At 67.5% G+C, this 16265-nt stretch carries 13 protein-coding genes and 1 tRNA gene; 8 read left to right on the top strand and 6 right to left on the bottom strand.

All coding sequences use genetic code 11. From position 1 onward, the window contains the following. Positions 1 to 18 precede the first annotated feature (18 nt). Entirely contained in the window at positions 19 to 795 is a 777-nt protein-coding gene (pstB, locus tag AC6LJ9_RS13155) for a phosphate ABC transporter ATP-binding protein PstB (protein ID WP_103275726.1), read from the top strand. 124 nt (positions 796 to 919) lie between these two features. Here the strand turns inward: pstB and AC6LJ9_RS13150 are convergent, their stop codons facing one another. Then, on the bottom strand, positions 920 to 2779 hold the full coding sequence (locus AC6LJ9_RS13150) for a leucine-rich repeat domain-containing protein (RefSeq protein ID WP_498147897.1): 1860 nt from the start codon (positions 2777 to 2779) through the stop codon (positions 920 to 922). A gap of 122 nt (positions 2780 to 2901) precedes the next feature. Then, on the bottom strand, positions 2902 to 4254 hold the full coding sequence (locus AC6LJ9_RS13145) for an MFS transporter (protein WP_498147896.1): 1353 nt from the start codon (positions 4252 to 4254) through the stop codon (positions 2902 to 2904). 308 nt (positions 4255 to 4562) lie between these two features. Between AC6LJ9_RS13145 and AC6LJ9_RS13140 the strand changes: the two genes are divergently transcribed. Continuing rightward, the gene (locus AC6LJ9_RS13140; RefSeq protein ID WP_498147895.1) at positions 4563 to 5567 is read left to right on the top strand and encodes a tripartite tricarboxylate transporter substrate binding protein; all 1005 of its coding nucleotides are present in this window, start codon (positions 4563 to 4565) and stop codon (positions 5565 to 5567) included. Between the two features lie 15 nt (positions 5568 to 5582). Here the strand turns inward: AC6LJ9_RS13140 and AC6LJ9_RS13135 are convergent, their stop codons facing one another. Next, a complete protein-coding gene (locus AC6LJ9_RS13135) occupies positions 5583 to 6485 on the bottom strand; it encodes a LysR family transcriptional regulator (protein ID WP_498147894.1) in 903 nt (300 codons plus the stop codon). Between the two features lie 162 nt (positions 6486 to 6647). Here AC6LJ9_RS13135 and AC6LJ9_RS13130 point away from each other — a divergent pair, with 162 nt between their 5' ends. The 4 genes from AC6LJ9_RS13130 to AC6LJ9_RS13115 are packed head-to-tail and all read left to right on the top strand — an operon-like array spanning position 6648 to position 10524. Next, entirely contained in the window at positions 6648 to 7577 is a 930-nt protein-coding gene (locus tag AC6LJ9_RS13130; RefSeq protein ID WP_498147893.1) for an alpha/beta hydrolase, read from the top strand. An 18-nt stretch (positions 7578 to 7595) separates the two neighbouring features. Further along, a complete protein-coding gene (locus AC6LJ9_RS13125) occupies positions 7596 to 8930 on the top strand; it encodes an MFS transporter (protein WP_498147892.1) in 1335 nt (444 codons plus the stop codon). A 24-nt stretch (positions 8931 to 8954) separates the two neighbouring features. After that, the gene (locus AC6LJ9_RS13120; RefSeq protein ID WP_498147891.1) at positions 8955 to 9695 is read left to right on the top strand and encodes an SDR family NAD(P)-dependent oxidoreductase; all 741 of its coding nucleotides are present in this window, start codon (positions 8955 to 8957) and stop codon (positions 9693 to 9695) included. Positions 9696 to 9705: 10 nt separating this feature from the next. Beyond that, positions 9706 to 10524 (top strand): SDR family NAD(P)-dependent oxidoreductase, encoded by an 819-nt coding sequence (locus AC6LJ9_RS13115; RefSeq protein WP_498147890.1) that lies wholly within the window; start codon positions 9706 to 9708, stop codon positions 10522 to 10524. Positions 10525 to 10621: 97 nt separating this feature from the next. On the opposite strand, the gene AC6LJ9_RS13110 is transcribed toward AC6LJ9_RS13115, so the two are convergent. After that, entirely contained in the window at positions 10622 to 10936 is a 315-nt protein-coding gene (locus AC6LJ9_RS13110) for a DUF4148 domain-containing protein (RefSeq protein WP_212314044.1), read from the bottom strand. Positions 10937 to 11175: 239 nt separating this feature from the next. Between AC6LJ9_RS13110 and AC6LJ9_RS13105 the strand changes: the two genes are divergently transcribed. Beyond that, positions 11176 to 11252 (top strand) — tRNA-Pro (locus AC6LJ9_RS13105). Positions 11253 to 11353: 101 nt separating this feature from the next. Here the strand turns inward: AC6LJ9_RS13105 and AC6LJ9_RS13100 are convergent. Next, positions 11354 to 12574 (bottom strand): MFS transporter, encoded by a 1221-nt coding sequence (locus AC6LJ9_RS13100; protein WP_498147889.1) that lies wholly within the window; start codon positions 12572 to 12574, stop codon positions 11354 to 11356. A gap of 222 nt (positions 12575 to 12796) precedes the next feature. Continuing rightward, a complete protein-coding gene (locus AC6LJ9_RS13095; RefSeq protein WP_498147888.1) occupies positions 12797 to 14407 on the bottom strand; it encodes a diguanylate cyclase in 1611 nt (536 codons plus the stop codon). A gap of 204 nt (positions 14408 to 14611) precedes the next feature. On the opposite strand from AC6LJ9_RS13095, the gene AC6LJ9_RS13090 reads away from it, so the two are divergent. Continuing rightward, a complete protein-coding gene (locus tag AC6LJ9_RS13090) occupies positions 14612 to 16186 on the top strand; it encodes an EAL domain-containing protein (RefSeq protein WP_498147887.1) in 1575 nt (524 codons plus the stop codon). The last annotated feature ends 79 nt before the right edge of the window (positions 16187 to 16265 follow it).

The following is a 16265-nucleotide window of genomic DNA, read 5'->3' as shown; positions in this document are numbered from 1 at the left end:
GAAGCCTAGGGAAACCAAATGGAAAACACCGCCACCGCCGTCAAGAACAAGATCGAGGTCAAGAACCTGAACTTCTACTACGGCAAGTTCCATGCGATCCGCAATGTGAACATGTCGATCCAGGAGAAGAAGGTCACCGCCTTCATCGGCCCGTCGGGCTGCGGCAAGTCCACGCTGCTGCGCACCTTCAATCGCATGTTCGAGCTGTACCCCGGCCAGCGCGCCGAGGGCGAGATCATCCTGGACGGCGAGAACCTGCTCACCGCCAAGACCGACATCTCGCTGATCCGCGCCAAGGTCGGCATGGTGTTCCAGAAGCCCACGCCGTTCCCCATGAGCATCTACGACAACATCGCCTTCGGCGTGCGCCTGTTCGAACGCCTGTCCAAGGGCGAGATGGACGAGCGCGTGGAATGGGCGCTGAGCAAGGCCGCGCTGTGGAACGAAGTGAAGGACAAGCTGCACCAGAGCGGCAACAGCCTGTCCGGCGGCCAGCAGCAGCGCCTGTGCATCGCGCGCGGCGTGGCCATCAAGCCCGAAGTCCTGCTGCTGGACGAGCCGTGCTCGGCGCTGGACCCGATCTCCACCGCCAAGATCGAAGAGCTGATCGCCGAGCTGAAGAACGACTACACGGTCGTGATCGTGACGCACAACATGCAGCAGGCCGCGCGCTGCTCGGACTACACGGCCTACATGTACCTGGGCGAGCTGATGGAATTCGGCCAGACCGACCAGATCTTCGTGAAGCCGGCGCGCAAGGAAACGGAAGACTACATCACCGGCCGCTTCGGCTGATGCCAGTCTTCGCGGGCATCGGGACGGAGTCTTCCCGGCGCCTGCAAGTCGCGCCGCGCTTGCGCGCATGAACAAAGCGCCTCGGCATGTCCGAGGCGCTTTGCCATTTCAGCGGGCCGTCCGCTCAGGACGACTGTTCGGGGCTCAGCGGGAAATCCCGTTCCAAGGTCTCCAGCCGCACGCGTTGCCGCAGCGGGGGAGCGAGGCGATTGAAGCAGGCCTTGGCGTGGTCGTCATCGCCCAGGCCCAGCGTCAGGTTGGGATACTTGTGCAGCAGCCTCGCGTAATCGCGTTCGTCCAGATCGGGGTTTTCCGCGATCCACAGCTGGCGCAGCCGCGGGTCGGCATCGGGGCTCGCTGTCAGTTCCTCGACATGGGCGCTCGTCAAGCCGCAACCCGACATGATGAGAACCGCAGGCAGGTGTTCCTGGGCCAGCGCGCGCAGCTGTCCGGGGGGGATGTCCGTTTCCGAGATGTCGACCGTTTCCAGCGACGGATGCAGGCCCAGGTCATCCAGATACTCGCCCATGCCCGCGCGCGCCAGCGAGATGTCCGAGACCTGATTGCCGAAGAGGACGCGCTGCCAGGCCTGGTAGGCGGTCTGGTCCTTGAGGAATAGCCGGGTGTCGTCGAGCCAGAGCGTGCGCAGGTCCTTCCATTGAATGTCGTCGTCCTCCGGCGACTCGATGAGCACCGTGCCGTCGGGACCGGGCGTCGTTCGCGCCGCTTGCGGCGGCTTGCGGTCGTCCTCGGGATAGCGGGTGACATTCGTGCCGCTCAGGTTCAGGGCCTGCAACGGCAAACGGTACAGCGCCGGGATGCTGGCCTCCGACAAGTCGGGATTGTCGCTGAGGTCCACCCGGCTCAGCCGCGACGTTGCGGGTATCCGGGACGCCGCCAGCTGGGTCGAACCGTTCGTGCCGATCAGGTTGGCCGAGAGGTCCAATGCGGTCAGCTTCGGCATGCCGATCAGCGCGTTCGCGCCTTTCCCCGTCACGCCGTTCGATGCAAGATCGATGGTCTGGAGGGAGGAGGATTGTGCCAGTGCGATGGCGTCCGCATCGTTCGCGTTGGCGCGCCATGCCCGTACCGACAGCAATCCCTGATGCCGTCCCGCCTCGGCCAACAGTGCTTTGGTAGGTAGCGCGTCGCCGACGATCACCAGCGCGCGCAAGGAGCGGGGCAGGACGATGGGCTCGTCGTGCGGCTGCAGGCCGGATGCGGAGTTCAGACTCAGCAGTTCGATTGGGAACTTCTGCAATTCCTGCAGGGCGTCGCGAGTCAGGTTCACGCCATTGAGATAAAGCTCGGTTGTTTCCCTGGACAGCAATCTGATGTGCTGTGCGGTAATGGTCGAAACATACTCTTTGGACAGGAGCGCCACCTTGCTCGAGCTCCAACCCGCCAGGTCTTTCTGAAACTGAGCCAGTCCGGGATTCAGCGCGGGTTGTTGCCCAGGATGCGCGTAGGGGACGGGCGCGCTTTCGTTCTGCGGTCGAGGCGCGGAGCGGCCTGTCGGCTTGCCGACGGATTGCGTCTCTTGCTGGTTCCAGAAGTTCCTGGCCGCCTGGGGGCCGCCGGCGGGCGCGCCGGCGGGTTTCAATGGCGCCGGGGCCGGCTTGCCGAACGTAGGCGGCTTGGACGGGGGCGGCGACGCATCAGCCGGGGCCGCGCCTGTCTTCGGACCGCTTTGCGACGGTCGCGAAGCCGGCTTCTTGGCGGATGCGGCGTCTTGCTGCGCCCAGAAGGTCTTGGCGGAGCCACCGGTCCCGGCAGGCGGTGCGTCGGGTGCGCCGGTTCGGCCCGAAGGCGCTGGCGATGGCTTGGGGGACGCGCCGGATTTGGGCTGGAAGGGCTTTGGCGGCACGCGGTCCGTGGCCGGTCTGGCTTGCTGGAAGCCAGCCCGGTTCTTGTCGGAGGTTTCCTGGCTTTTCTGTGTGGAGGATGGGGAGGGGCCTGTGGCGGGCAGTTTTCCGATGGTCATGCGCAGCTCTCCAGAAGGGTGCTCTGGTGAGTGACCGTCGACCGGGACCGGGTTCCGGGTTCCGGTCGCCGAGGCTGGCATTGACGAGCCGGCCGCCGTGTCGACGGCCGGGGGGAAGGCCGCTAGCGCGAGGCAGGCAGCGGGCTGCGGCGTTCCTGACCCGATGCGGACGATGCGACGCCGCCACGACGCGGGATCAGCAGCACGAAGACGGCGGCCAGTATCGCGGCGCAGGAGAACACGATGAAATTCCAGGCCAGCGGCAGTTTCAGGCTGGCCAGGTAACCGCCCACGATGGGACCGCACATGGCGCCGATGCGGGCGAAGGACAGGGCCCAGCCGGTGGCCGCGCCGCGCGCGTGCGCCGGGAAGTAACCCGTCAGGTAGCCGGTCAGGATCAGCGACGACGAGATGCTGCCGATGCCGGCCAGCGCCACCCACAGGTAGTTCACCACCAGCGGGTTGTTGTAGGTCAGGCAATAGATGCCGAAGCCGCCGAGCACGTAGAAAAGGGCCACGATCCTGCGCGGCTCGGTCTTGTCCGCGAACTGCCCCAGCACCAGGCCGCCGATGGCGGACGCCAGGCTGAAGACCAGCAGGAAGGACAGGCTGGAGCCCAGGTCGTAGCCGTTCTTGCGCATGATCTGCGGCAGCCAGGTGTTCAGGCCGTAGACCAGCATCATGCCCAGGAACAGCGCGCCCCAGAAGCACAGCGTGGCGCGCAGGTGGCGCGGCGCGAACACGGCCGCCAGCACGTCGCGCGTGGAAGTCTTCTCGCCCTGCACGTCGCGCGGACGGAAAGCGTCCAGCGAGGTGATGCCCAGGCGCGCGGCCTGCGCCCGCGCGCCGGCCTCGTCGCCCTTGGCCAGCAGGTATTCCAGCGACTCGGGCAGGAGGCGCGCCAGCACCGGCACCAGCAGCAGCGGCAGCGCGCCGACCGCGATCACCGAGCGCCAGCCCCAGTGCGACAGCAGCCACATGGCCACGGCCGCCGAACACAGGATGCCGAGCGAATAGCCGGAGTACATGACGCCGTAGTTGAAACCGCGGCGCGCGGGCGGGGAGTATTCCACCGTCAGCGCCGCCGCCACCGGGATCACGCCGCCCAGGCCCAGCCCGCCGATGAAGCGGAACGTGGCGAACCAGTTTGGCGTCGGCGCCCAGGCCGCGCCGATCATGGTCAGCGAGAACAGCGTGACGCAGGCCAGCAGCATGCGCCGGCGGCCCAGCAGGTCGCTCAGCGTGCCCACGGCGAACGAGCCCACGAACATGCCGGCCAGCGCATAGCTGCCCAGCATGCCCTGCTGCATCGGAGTCAGGTTCCAGCTCTTGTCCACGGCCAGGGCCGGCAGCACCGCGCCCATGACGCCGACGTCATAGCCCTCGAACAGGATGGTCAGCCAGCAGACGAACAGCACGGTATAGGTGGCCCGCGCGGGCGTGGCCCAGGCGGATGGGGTGGGCGAGTCTGACATGGGGTTCCCGATGGATAGGTATTGTGGTGCTGGAAGCGAAAATTAATTTAGGCTTGAAATATTTGAGTGTCAATCAGGGATTGCTCCGGATTCGCGGCTGCCCGCCGCCCGGGTTCCCTGCTTCGCTTCCCGCGAGGCCCGGCGCCAATTGGGGCATACTGCGCAACGCCGTCGGTATTACAACGGGTTGCAAGTTAAGCGTGGAATCCGCAGCAGGGTTTCCGCAAGCGCATCTCCCGCCGCGCGGCGACACCCACGACAGATACGCGCGCATCACAAGGCGCGACATAACGAAGGAAGAGACAGGCATGACCATGCAATCCAGGATCCAGGCCGCGTGCGGCGCGCTGGCGAAAAAACTGCTGCCCGCCGCATTCGTCGCCGCTGCGCTGGCCGGCCCGCTGCCGGCCGCGCACGCCGACGAGTTCCCATCCAAGCCCATCAAGCTGATCGTGCCCTTCGCGGCCGGCGGCGGCAACGACGGCATCGCGCGGTTGCTCGGGCAGTTGCTGTCCGATGGCTTGAAGCAGCCGGTGGTGGTGGAGAACCGCCCAGGCGCCGGCGGCAAGCTGGGCGTGGAGCAGGGCCTGCGGGCCGAGCCGGACGGCTATACGCTGACGCTGATTTCCAACAGCTACTCCGTCAATCCCAGCCTGTACAGCCTGCCGTTCGATCCCGTGGGCGACATGACGCCGATCGGCATGATCGCGCGCGCGCCGTTCTTCGTGTCGGTGCATCCGGGCGTGCCGGCCGACAACCTGGCCGGCCTGATCGACTTGGCCAAAAAGAAGCCGGGCCAGCTGGCCTATGCCTCGTCGGGCACCGGCGGCATCTCGCATCTGGCGATGGAGGCCTTCCTGAAGGCGGCCGGCATTTCGATGACGCACGTGCCGTACAAGGGCTCGGCGCCGGCGCTGACCGATACCGTGTCGGGACAGGTCCAGGCCATGCTGACCACGGCGGGATCGACGCTGCCCTATCGCAAGGACGGGCGCCTGAAAGTGCTGGCGGTGACCTTGCCCGAGCGCGTGTCGTCCGCGCCGGACGTGCCGACCGTGCGCGAGGCCGGCGTGCCTTTCGACGTGACGGTCTGGTACGGCATCATCGCGCCCAAGGGCGTGCCGCCGGCCATCCAGGCCAGGCTCAACGCGGCCATCAATGCCGCCGTGGTGCAGCCGGACATGGCCGAACGGCTCAAGACCACCGGCGAGGAAGCGGCGCCCGGCAGCCCGGCGGCGTTCCAGGAGCAGATCGTCAAGGAGATCGCCCTGTGGCGCGACGTGGTGCGCGACGCGGGCGTCAAGGTGGACTGAACGCGCCGTCGGGCGTCAGGCGGCGACGCCGTGGCGCTCGGCGATGCGCAGCAGCAGGGCGTCCAGTTCCTGGATGATCGGCCGATGGTCGTCGACCCGGCGCACCAGGGCCGACGGCATCGCCGGCAGATCGATCTCCACGAAGGCGATCTCGGGCGTGGCGTAGTAGCTGGCCGCGCGCTTGGTCAGCATCAGCAGGCCCTCGCGCGTGTTGACCGCGGCGATGCCCTCGCGGATCGTGCGTATCACCGGCCCGTCGCCGATCGGGCGTCCCTTGGGCGTGTGGCGGGGAAAGTGATAGTCCTGCCATTCCTGGTTCACCGAGCCGGGCACCATGCGGACCAGGCGCTCGTCGCCCAGCACCTCCGGATCCAGCAGCGTGGACGCGGTGAACGGATGGTCGTGCGGCACGCACAGCATGCGCTGGTCGCGCAGCACGATCGGACCGTGGCACAGCCCGTCCGCGCCCAGCGGCAGCCGGCAGAACGCCACGTCGACCGAGCCATCGGCCACGGCGGCATAGTGAGTGACATAGGTCAGCTCCACGAACTCCAGCTCGACGCTGGAGTGGGCCGCCTTGAATTCGGACACCAGCGGCCGATACAGCTCATAGAAACCGCCGCCCAGGAAGCCGATGCGCAGATGGCGCGGCTTGCCCGAAGCCTGGCGCCTGCAATCGTCGATGGCGCTCTTGAGCAGGATGACGGCGGGGCCGGCGCCCCTTCGCAGCGTTTCGCCCAGCGGCGTCAGGGCCACCCGGCGGCTGCTGCGTTCGAACAGCGGGCCGCCCAGCGTCCGCTCCAGCGCCTTGATGGCTTCCGATACCGAAGACTGGCTCATGTGCAGCGCCTCGGCCGCCCGGCCGAAGTGCAGGGTTTCGGCGACGGCTAGGAAACAATCGAATTGGCGCAGATCCATGGCGGCGTTCCTTTCCGGGGCGGGCGGATTCAGTGATTCAATCAATCGGAAAATACGATTGATTGGGTGAATAATACCGCTTGTTCCCCTCTGGCGGCATGGGCAGAATTCGGCCCTTGCATCTGCATTTATCGCAATCTCAATAACGCCAAGGAGAGGGGAATGACCGAATCGCGCACGGCGCGGCCGGATCCGGAAAAATCGGAAGAGCCGATTGAATTCGTGGTGGAAGGGGACCGCGTGCGCGGCACGCTCTACCTGCCGGCGCAAGCCCGCGGCCCTGTCGGGGCCGTGGCGCTGGCGCACGGCTGGTCGATGGTGGCGGGCGGCGATCTGGAGGACTACGCGGCCGCCATCGTCGAGCAGGGTCTGGCGGCGCTGACCTTCGACTTCCGCAACCTGGGCCGCAGCGAGGGCCAGCCGCGCCAGGAAATCGATCCGCAGCGGCAGATCCAGGATTTCCGCGCCGCCATTTCCTACCTGCGCCGCCGCCCCGAGGTGGACCGTGAGCGCATCGGCATCTGGGGCAGCAGCTACAGCGGCGGTCATGCCCTGACCGTGGCCGCGATCGACAAGCGGGTCAAGTGCGTGGTGAGCCAGGTGCCCACCACCAGCGGCTTCCTGGCGGCGCAGCGCCGCGTGCGCTATGACAAGGCGCAGGCCCTGCAGGCGGCGTTCGAGGCCGACCGCGAAGCGCGCGATGCGGGCCTGCCGCCCGCCACGCTGCGCATGGTCGATGCCGATCCCGAGGCGCCGGTGGCGTATCCGGGGCCCGACTCCCATGCGTACATGACCGGCGAAGCGAAGCGTTGCCCCGCCTGGGTCAACGAGGTCACGCTGCGGTCGCTGGAGCTGGCCCGCGCCTATGAGCCCGCCGCGTACATCCGCCGCATCGCGCCCACGCCCCTGTTGATGATCGTCGCGACCGGCGACGGCCTGACGCCCGCCGATCTGCAGCAGGAAGCCTTCAACACGGCCCACCAGCCCAAGCAGCTTCTGCTGCTGCCGGGCGGCCATTACTCCGTCTACACGGAACACTTCGAACGCACCCGCCGCGCGGCCGCCGACTGGTTCGCCCAGCACCTGCGCTGACCCCTCAAGGACAAGACAATGACGACAATAACAATGGAGACACAAGACCGCCGGCGCCGCCTGGCTTCGCTGCGCGCGGCGGCCGTGGGCAACGCCCTGGAGTGGTTCGACTGGACGCTGTACGGCACGTTCTCGGCCTATCTGGCCATGAACCTGTTCGACCCGTCCGATCCCACTTCGGCGCTGCTGGCCACGCTGGCGGTGTTCGCCGGCGGCTTCCTGGCGCGGCCGGTCGGCGGCTGGCTGTTCGGCCGCATCGGCGACCGCTATGGACGCAAGTTCACGCTGGTCCTGACGATGTGCCTGCTGGCCCTGACCAGCCTGGCCATCGCGGTGTTGCCGACCTACGGACAGGCGGGGGTGTGGGCGTCGGTCCTGCTGTTCCTGTGCCGGCTGATGCAGGGCCTGGCGCACGGCGGCGAGTCCGGCGTGGCCTATACCTACGTCGCTGAAATCGCGCCGGCCAAGCGGCGCGGCCTGTGGTCCAGCTCCGTCTTCGTCAGCGTGACCGTCGGCGTGATGGCGGCGACCGGCCTGGCCGCACTGCTGACGTCCTGGCTGGGCAAGGACGCGATGCAGGCCTGGGGCTGGCGCGTCGGTTTCGCGGTGGGCGCGCTGCTGGGCGTCTATGCGCTGTTCCTGCGGCGCAGCGCCAGCGAAAGCGATGTGTTCGAGCATCGCGCGGAAGCGGCGGGCGGCGTGAAGGTATCGCGGCGCCAGGCCTTGCTGATCGCGCGTAACATCATCATGATCGCCGCGGCCTCCAACGCCACCTACTACACCTGGGTGACCTTCGCGCCGGCCACCGCCATCGCGACCAAGGGCATGGATCCGTCGGGCGCCTATACCGCCAGCCTGATCGCGCAGCTGATTTGCCTGCTGTGGCTGCCGGTGTGTGGCTGGCTGGCCGACCGCTACGGCCGCAAGCCGATGGTGATGGCGTTCGGGCTGGGCGTCGCGCTGGCGGTGTTCCCGGTATCGCATCTGGTCACGAATCAGCCGTGGACTCTGTTCGTGGCGCAGCTGATCGGCCTGCTGGTCTGGGCACTGTTGGCGGCCATCTTTCCGGCGGTGGTGGCCGAACAGGTGCCCACCGGCGCGCGCGCCATGGGCGTGGGCTTCATCTCGTCGCTGTCGGTCGCCATCTTCGGCGGCACGGCGCCGTACATCAACACCTGGCTGGGCGCGCAGGGACTGGGCTGGGTCTACACGGCCTACGTGGGCGCGCTGGGACTGATGGCCTTCGCGGGCGGCTTCCTGATCAAGGAAACCGCCGGTGTGGACCTGAACGCCATCCGCCTGCCGGGCGAGCCTACGCGCGAATCCGTCGCCAAGCGTGCGGCCTTCAACTGAATTCCAACTTCTACATCCATTTCTATGAGCAACGTAAATTATCTGGACCTGGCAGGCAAAGTCGCGGTGGTTACCGGCGCGGGCGGCGGCATCGGACGCGCGGTGGTCGCGGCGTTGAGCGAGCAGGGCGCGCGCGTGGTCGCCACCGATCGCGACCTCGCGGCGATGGCGGGCGTGGACGCGGATTGCCGCGAACTGGACGTGACCCGCCCCGCCGCAATCCGGGCGCTGGCGGACGCGGTCGCGGCCGAGTATGGCGCGCTGGACATCTGGGTCAACAACGCGGGCTACATGGATCGCATGCCCGCGCTGGATCTGGACGAGGCCGCCTGGCAACGCACGCAGGACATCAATCTGAAGGGCACGTTCTTCGGCGCGCAGGCGGCCGCGCGGCACATGGTGGCGCAGCGCAGCGGCGCCATCATCAACCTGTCCAGCTATGCCGGCGTGAAGCCGCGCCCGAACTGCGCGGACTATGCCAGCGCCAAGGCGGCCGTGGCGCATCTGACGCAATGCCTGGCGCTGGAATGGAGTCCCATGGGCCTGCGCGTCAACGCCATCGCGCCGGGCTTCATCGAAACGCCCATGAGCAGCTGGATGCATGCCGACGCGGCCACCCACGCCGAATACATCGGCCGCCTGCCCGTGCGGCGGCTGGGCCAGCCCGCCGAGATCGCGGACGCCGTGCTCTATCTGGCTTCGCAAGCCTCCGCCTATGTGACCGGCCATGTGCTGCTGGTCGATGGCGGCGTGTCCAAGACCTGAGGGGCGCGCCATGACGACGCAATCCTATTGGAGCGGCAAGGCCGCCGTGGTGACCGGCGCGGCGCGGGGGCAGGGCGCGGCCGCGGCCCTGCGCCTGCTGCGGGCGGGGGCCATCGTCCATGCGCTGGATGTGCTGCCGGAAGACGACGCGACGTGGCACGCGCTGCGCGCCGAGGCGGGCGCGGACGCCGGGCGTCTGCGGGCACGGGTGGCGGACGTGGCCAGCGAAGCCGGCTGGCGGGCGCTGGCCGTTGAAATCGAGCGCGAGGGCGCGCCGCTGTACGGCCTGGTCAACAACGCGGGCGTGACCCTGCGCAAGACCGTGACGGAGACCTCGCATGCCGAATGGCGGCGTTTGCTGGACATCAACCTGGACGGGCCGTTCCTGGCGATCCACGCGCTCGCCGGCTTGATGCCGGCCGGCGCATCCATCGTCAATACCTCGTCCACCGCCGGCCTGACCGGCTACTTCAGCGCGGCCTATACGGCCAGCAAGTGGGGCTTGCGCGGGCTGACGCGCGCCGCCGCGCTGGAGCTGGCGGGACGGGGCATACGCGTGAACACCGTGTGCCCGGGGCTGGTGGAAACGCCGATGATCATGCAACCCAATGCCGTGCACGATGCCGGCCGGGCCCGGCTCTTCTATGAAGGCAACCGCGACGCCACGCCGCTGTCGCGCGGCGCGGATCCCGACGAGATCGCGGCGGCCGTCATGTTCCTGCTGGGACCGGATGCCTCGTTCATCACGGGCGCGGACCTGCCGGTCGATGGCGGCATGACGGGGGGCGGCGTGTACTGGCGGATCGGCAAGGCCACGGGCAATCTGTAGCCGCCTGACCTGGCGCTGGATGGCGGCGCGGGGCCGCCATCCGAATGCCGCTATCCGAACGCCCCGAAGTCGCCGAACCGGGGCGCTCGCGCGGACACTATTCTCCCTGGGCCTGATGAGCGACTTCGGCCGCGTACTCGGGGCCGCGACGCATGCGCAGGTAGTTCGCGTAGGCCTCGCGGTATTCCGCGCTGTAAATGTCCGGGCCGCTTTCACCTTGTTCCAGCTTGTCCAGTCCGGCCCGCTTCCAGAGCGCCAGGTCGGCCTCGACTTCCGCCCGCGACTCCGGCCGGGCGATCGCGTTGTCGTAGCCCTGGCTGGGCGCGCTCGCGCCCGCAGGAGCCGCATGGGCCTGGACGCCCACGAGAGCAATGGTGATCGACGCAATGGCAGTGGCTAGATTCATCTTCATGGCAGGATCCTCAATCATGGGCCAGGAGCGGGAGGCAGTACGGCTTCCGTAAGGCTCCTGACATCGAGGCTTCACTTTGCGCCGATTGCCGCAGCGGATAAATGCCTGTTCAGGGAAAGAGCTTTCAATAAGACGGGGCAATGCGCCGCGCGCGCCGCCGTGCCGCCAGCCGTGCACAGGCCGGGGCCTGCCCGGCGGACGCCGGAACGGGCGCAGTATCTGGTATAGTTCCCTCCCTTCGGGGCGTAGCGCAGCCTGGTAGCGCATCTGCTTTGGGAGCAGAGGGTCGCGAGTTCGAATCCCGCCGCCCCGACCAATTAAATCAAAGGCTTAGCTCATATTCTGAGCTAAGCCTTTTTGTTTGCACGCGCGGAGCTGAATCTGCTTGAACAAGCGCGCTGGCACCGTGGCTCGGGATCAGTTTTCTTCGGCGCCGGCCAGGGAGGATCGTCGATTCGCCCTCACGGCATCATGGACTGTCAGGACAGCGCCCAGGCCCAGGCCCGCCAGGAAGACGGTCGCGGCCAGAGTGGGCTTCCCTTGCGCGAGCAGTGTCGCCGCCAGCGGGAGGAACGACAAAATGGACAGGTTGTTCAAGGTTTCCGCCGCCGCCAGCGCCGCGCCCTTGTCGCGGTCCGAGCGGTTGGCCAGCACCGTGGTGGCCAACGGGGCGCCTGCCCCCAGGGATGCTCCCCACGCGGCCAGACAGGCGAGCGCGCCCCACAAGGGCAAGGGCGGCAGGTAGAACGCGGCGACCGATGCGAAGAGCAGCACATTGGTGATGACCAGCGCGCGTTCCTCGCCGGAACCCAGGCGTCGCAGCGCGCCGGCGGAAAGATTGCCCACGGCGAGTCCGATGCCGAATGCGGCCGTGCTCAGTCCGACCTGGGCCACGTCCAGGGCATAGCGCAGGCGCAGGACTTCTCCCGACAGCAGAAAGGCGGCGACACCCGTCCCGTTCCACAGTCCCTTGGCGAGCAGGGGGCGCGCGATGCCCGGCTTGCGCAGCCATCGCAGCGGGCGCCGCGCGGCCGGAACCGTCGCCGCCGTTGGGACGCGACCGCCGGGCATGGCCATGCGGCCGACGAGAAAGGCGGCGAGGCAGCCCGCCGAGACCAGCAAGAAAGGCGCGCGCCAGCCTATCCAGCCGGTGAGAACACCGGCGATGGCCGGGCCGGTCGCGATGCCCGCCGTCATGCCGAGCATGACGACGCCCATCGCCGCCGCATGACGCTGGCGCGGCAAGCGTTCGGAGACCAACGCGAAGGCGTTGGGAATGATGACGGCCGAGGCCAGGCCGCCAAGAATCCGCAGCGCCACCGCTATTTCAAAGGTGGGCGCGAGCGCGATGCCCAAGCCGTCCAACGCGAACAGGAACAGGGCGATCAGCAGGAGTCGACGCCCTCCGATGCGGTCTGACAGATGTCCGAAGACGGGCGCGGCGAGCGCATACGCAAGGGCATAGCTGGAGACCAGCCAGGTGATCTGGCCGGAATCGACGCCGAAGGCGCGACCGAGCGGGTCCAGCATCGCCGAGAGCATGAACTCGCTCGCGCCGACGAAGAACACCGACATGGAAAGCATGGACAACAACGGGCCGTTGTTGCCCGCAAGAGCAATCGTTTTGGAATGGGGCATGCCTTTCCTCGTGTAAACACACGTGTGGGGAAGGGGGGACGCGTGGAGGGATCAATGCCGCCAGGGAGGCGGCGCGTCACCGGGACGGTGGCGCGGAATGACGGAGTGCGCTTGGCAGGGGTGGCCGCAAGGACCGGGGAGCATCAGGGCCGGCGGCGCGCCGGATCAGATGCGCCATGATAGGTGCTTGCGACGGGCTTTTCAAGCCGCGCCGCCTGCGCGTCACTCGCCCGTATCGCCGGCGCCCGACGCCGCCGCCCGATGCGGTCGCGTGGCTGTCGCGTAGCGGTTGCGGCCGGCGGCCTTGGCCCGGTACAGCGCCTTGTCCGCTTCCTGCAGCAGCCGGCTCAAGGTGTCGCCATCGTCCGGAAAGACCGCGATGCCGATGGATCCGCTCAGGTCCACGAGCACGCCGGGGTAGGGGGCGGCAAGCGCCGCGTTCAGGTTCCTGGCGACCTGTTCGGCGGCATCCTGGCCGCCGGCGTCCAGCAGCACCACGAATTCGTCTCCGCCGAAGCGCGACAGTACGTCCGAGCCGCGCAGCGCGCCGCTCATGCGCTCGGCCGCGATCTTCAGGATCCGGTCGCCGGTGCCGTGGCCATAGGTATCGTTGACGATCTTGAAGCGGTCCAGGTCGATCGCCAGGATGGCGACGGAACGCGAGGTGCGCGCCGCCGCCGCCAGCGCGTGCGACGCCAGTTCCGTGAAGAGCACGCGGTTGCACAGCGAGGTCAGCGGATCATGGTAGGCGAGCCTTTGCGTATCGGACAGCATCTGGCCGGCATGGCGCAATGCGCTGCCCAGCAGGGCGGTTTCGCGATAGCGGGTGGGCGGGACGGGCAGGGTATCGCCTCGGCCCAGGGCGATGGCGGGTTCGATCAGCGCGGTGATGGACGTCCGGATCCGCAGGGCCAGCCGATAGGCTGCCCAGATGCCCATGGCGATGATCGCCAGGCTGACCGCCAGGACCCAGATCATGGAGCGCCACAGGTCGGCCTGCAGCGACGCGATGGGCGCGCCGATGGCCACGGCCCACATCCTGTCCCGGCTATGGCTGAAAGCCGTCAGTACCGGCACCCCCTCCTTGGTCTTGCTGTGCAGCGTGCCGTCCTGCTGGCTGCGCACCGCGTCGGCCAGCGTCGGCACGGCATGCTGGCCGATATACCGCGCTTCTTCGCGCGTGCGGCCCACGATCAGCGCCTCCTTGTCCAGCGCGGCCGCGACCCATCCCGTCGGCAAGGCCTGCCTGCGCAGGATCTGGCTGATGCGCTGCGGCCTGATCTCGGCGAACAGGCTGTACTGGACCTGGCCTTGCAGGGTCACCGGAATTCCGATGGCGATGGTCTGCTCGCCGCGCAGGGCGGTGTTGAACAGGTTCGTGACGACGCCCTGCGGCGACCGGGCCTGTTGCCGGACCGAGTCCGGCAGGACGCTCCTGATCGGGGGGCTGGGATACGGCGCGCTGCTGTTGGCCACCAGCATGTCCTGGCTGTCCACCAGCACGTAACCATCGACATTCTGCAATTGCAGCGCATCCTGCAGCCGGCGATGGAAGGCGCCCAGCTTGCCCTGCTGCAGTTCCTCGGACGTTGCCAGTATCCGCAGGCCGGATTCGATGCCGCGCAGCTCGCGCTCCAGTTCGGCGACCAGCGTGCGCGCCATGCTGACGGCGGTCTCATAGACGCGGTCCTTGCGCAGCAGGTAGTCCTCGTAGGCGGCCGCCGAGGCCACCAGGATGGTCGGCACGGTACAGGCTATGCCCAGCCAGAGCAGGGCGCGTCGGATGGAGGGCAGCTTTCGAGGCGAGCCATGCTCATCATCGATTGCCGCCATGGCCTTTTTCCTGCAGACGGGGTTCAGTCATCGTGGCGGGCATGGTGCGTAGCAGTAATCCGGATTCTGGCTACATGGTTTAATTTCTTCGATAATGATCTGAAAGCTTGCGGTCATAGTCAAACACTAAATCGGGGTGTGTGGTCTATGGGGAAGTTTGTAACAACGCTGGTTTTTGTTATCGGACTTGTCTTCGCTGCAACGGTGCCGATTTACTTTGGGCTTGAACTATCCACGCAATTCGCCATCGAGCGGGCCAAGACGCAGGCCAGGACGCTCTCGGCCGCGGTGCTGGCGCGCGCGGACCTCGTGTCTTCGCAGCTGCAGGACCTGAGCCAATCGCTGCGCGCGTTGAGTGGAAAGCTGCCCTGCGCCGCGTATGCGCAGTCTGAGATGGGCAAGCGGGTCTTGCAGTCCCCGGTGCTGCGCGCCATCGCCTATGCCGACGGAACGCGCATCGTCTGTTCTTCATTGGGACGCACGCTGGACGGCCTGGACCTCGGTCCGCCGGACTTCGTGTCCCTGCAGGGCATGCGCGTATGGCCGGACGTGGCGCTGCCGGCCGCGCCGGAATTGCGGTACATCGCGCTCTCCTTCAACGGCTACACGATATTCCTGAATCGCGGCGACTACGTGAACGCGATGACGCTGCTCGAGCCGTCCGCGACCATCGGCTTGTTCTATCCCGGCGAAACCAACCGCTTTTTCGGCATCGGCTATGTGAAGCCGGAATGGCTGCAGAGCGCGGCGACCAGACAGGCCGTGGTCGGGGAGCTGTCGGGCACGGTGCTGGCGATCCTGCCGTCCTCGCGGTTCCAGCATGTGGCGGTGGTGGCCATTCCTCCCGAGGCGTATCTGCACGACTTCGCGGGCACGCGATGGGCGGTCGCCGCGGCCGGCGGGATCGCCGGCGTGATGCTGTGCGGCGTGATCCTGTGGCGCAAGCGATGGGCCCGCGACATGCCCCAGCTGCTGCGCCGGGCGATACGGGACCGGGAGTTCTATCTGGTCTACCAGCCCATCGTCGATATCCGGACCAAGCAATGGATAGGCGCGGAGGCGCTGCTGCGATGGAAGCGCCCCTATGGCGCCGAGCCGATGGGGCCGGACATCTTCATACCGGCGGCTGAGCGTTGCGGCCTGTCCGAGGAGATCGCGGCGCTGGTGTTCGATCTGGTGGCCGAGGACCTGCCGATCATCGAATCGCATGTGCGGGGCTTCTACGTCTCGTTGAACATCTCCGCCAACGAGGTCAAGTCGGGATCGGGCCGGGCGCTGGCCGAAAGGCTGCTGCAGGAGACCGGCCTGCCGCCGTCATGGATCATCATCGAGCTGACCGAGCGGGGGTTGCTCGAGGAGAACGCCAGGGAAACCATAGACGGCATCCGCGCGCTGGGGGTGAAGGTCGCGATCGACGACTTCGGCACGGGCTATTCCAGCCTGGCCTACCTGGGGGCGTTTCCGGTGGATTACCTGAAGCTCGACAAGGTCTTCACGCAAGGGCTCTCCGAAAGAGGCGCCAAGCGCACGGTGGCGATGCAGATCATCGAGCTGGCCAAGTCCCTGGAGATCGAAGTGATCGCGGAAGGCGCGGAAACCGAGGAACACGTCAACGAGGTGGCCGCGCACGGCGTTTCCAAGGTGCAAGGCTGGTACTTCGAGCGCGCCCTGGCGCTGGAAAAGCTGCTCGAGGCGCTGCCCGTGAAGGGCGGGCGCGTCCTGCACGAGGACGGGCAGGACGCCGACGAAGCGCAGGCGCGGCAGCATCCCGCCGGCTAGGGGTGGATTTCGTGCGGGCGTATCTGCGGGGCAGCACACTAGCGGCCTGGCCGCCGGGAACCGTCCTGGCCGCGCCGCA

The organism is Achromobacter sp. 1011811831 (assembly GCF_059760905.1).
The sequence above is the reverse complement of the archived record's forward strand: the minus strand, read 5'-3'. Positions and strand labels throughout refer to the sequence as shown.